Annotated in this window: 1 protein-coding gene; it reads right to left on the bottom strand. The window is 67.0% G+C overall.

Annotated elements, in window-relative coordinates; translation table 11 throughout:
• A partial coding sequence (locus C9F12_RS22195; RefSeq protein ID WP_205254757.1) for a DUF6531 domain-containing protein occupies positions 1-817 on the bottom strand: 817 nt, incomplete at both ends.

Raw genomic sequence — 817 nt, forward strand, 5'->3', positions numbered from 1 at the left:
CCACTCGAGCTCCACCGCCAGGCCACTGCGATGGGTGTAGCGGGTGACCAGATGGTGCTGGTACTGGTACTCGCGGGTGTAGCCGCGCATATCACGACTTTCGATCAGATCACCGTCGGCGCTGTGCTGGTAGCGGACCAGCACCTCGGGTTCGTGCGCCTCGGCGGCTTCGTCGTTGTGTTTGGTGACGTCCTTGCCGATGTCCTTGCCGACGCCCGCCCCGGGATAGTGGCGCACCACCTTGGCCAGCAGTCCCGCGCTGCTGTAGTGAAAGCGCAGCAGCAGGGCGGCGCCGTCGGTCAGCCGGTCCAGTCGGCCCTGGCGATAGCTCAGGTGCAGGGCGCGGCCGTCGCGCTCGCGCTGCTCGACCAGGCGGAAGTGGACGCGCTCGCCCCGCCCGGACTTGCCGATGCGGCGGTAGAGCTCCTGACTGCCGTCGAGATAGTGAAGCCGGTAGTGCTCGCTGTCGGGGTGTTCCAGGGTCACGCTTTCACGCGGCAGGAAGCGGCTGCCGCCCACCTCGAGGGGGTCGATGGGCAGGGCGCGGTTCAGGCTGTCGATAAAGGTCAACTGCTCGCCCTGGGCCTCGAAGCGGGTATGGAACGGGCTGCTCCAGCGGGCGCCAAGCTCGCTGTCATCGAGTTCGTCGATGCTGGAGCGGTAGTAGCGGGTCCATTCGACGTCGATCAACCCCGGTACGCTGAAGTCGGTGTGCCACAGGTTCTCGTCACCCATCACATAGTCCACAGGGTTGGGACTGGTGGGGGTGGGGCGATGCAGCGAGCACACGCAGCCGGCCGGAGTGGCGCTTGGCTCG

The sequence above is a fragment of the Halomonas sp. BN3-1 genome (assembly GCF_003056325.1).
GTDB lineage: Bacteria > Pseudomonadota > Gammaproteobacteria > Pseudomonadales > Halomonadaceae > Halomonas > Halomonas litopenaei.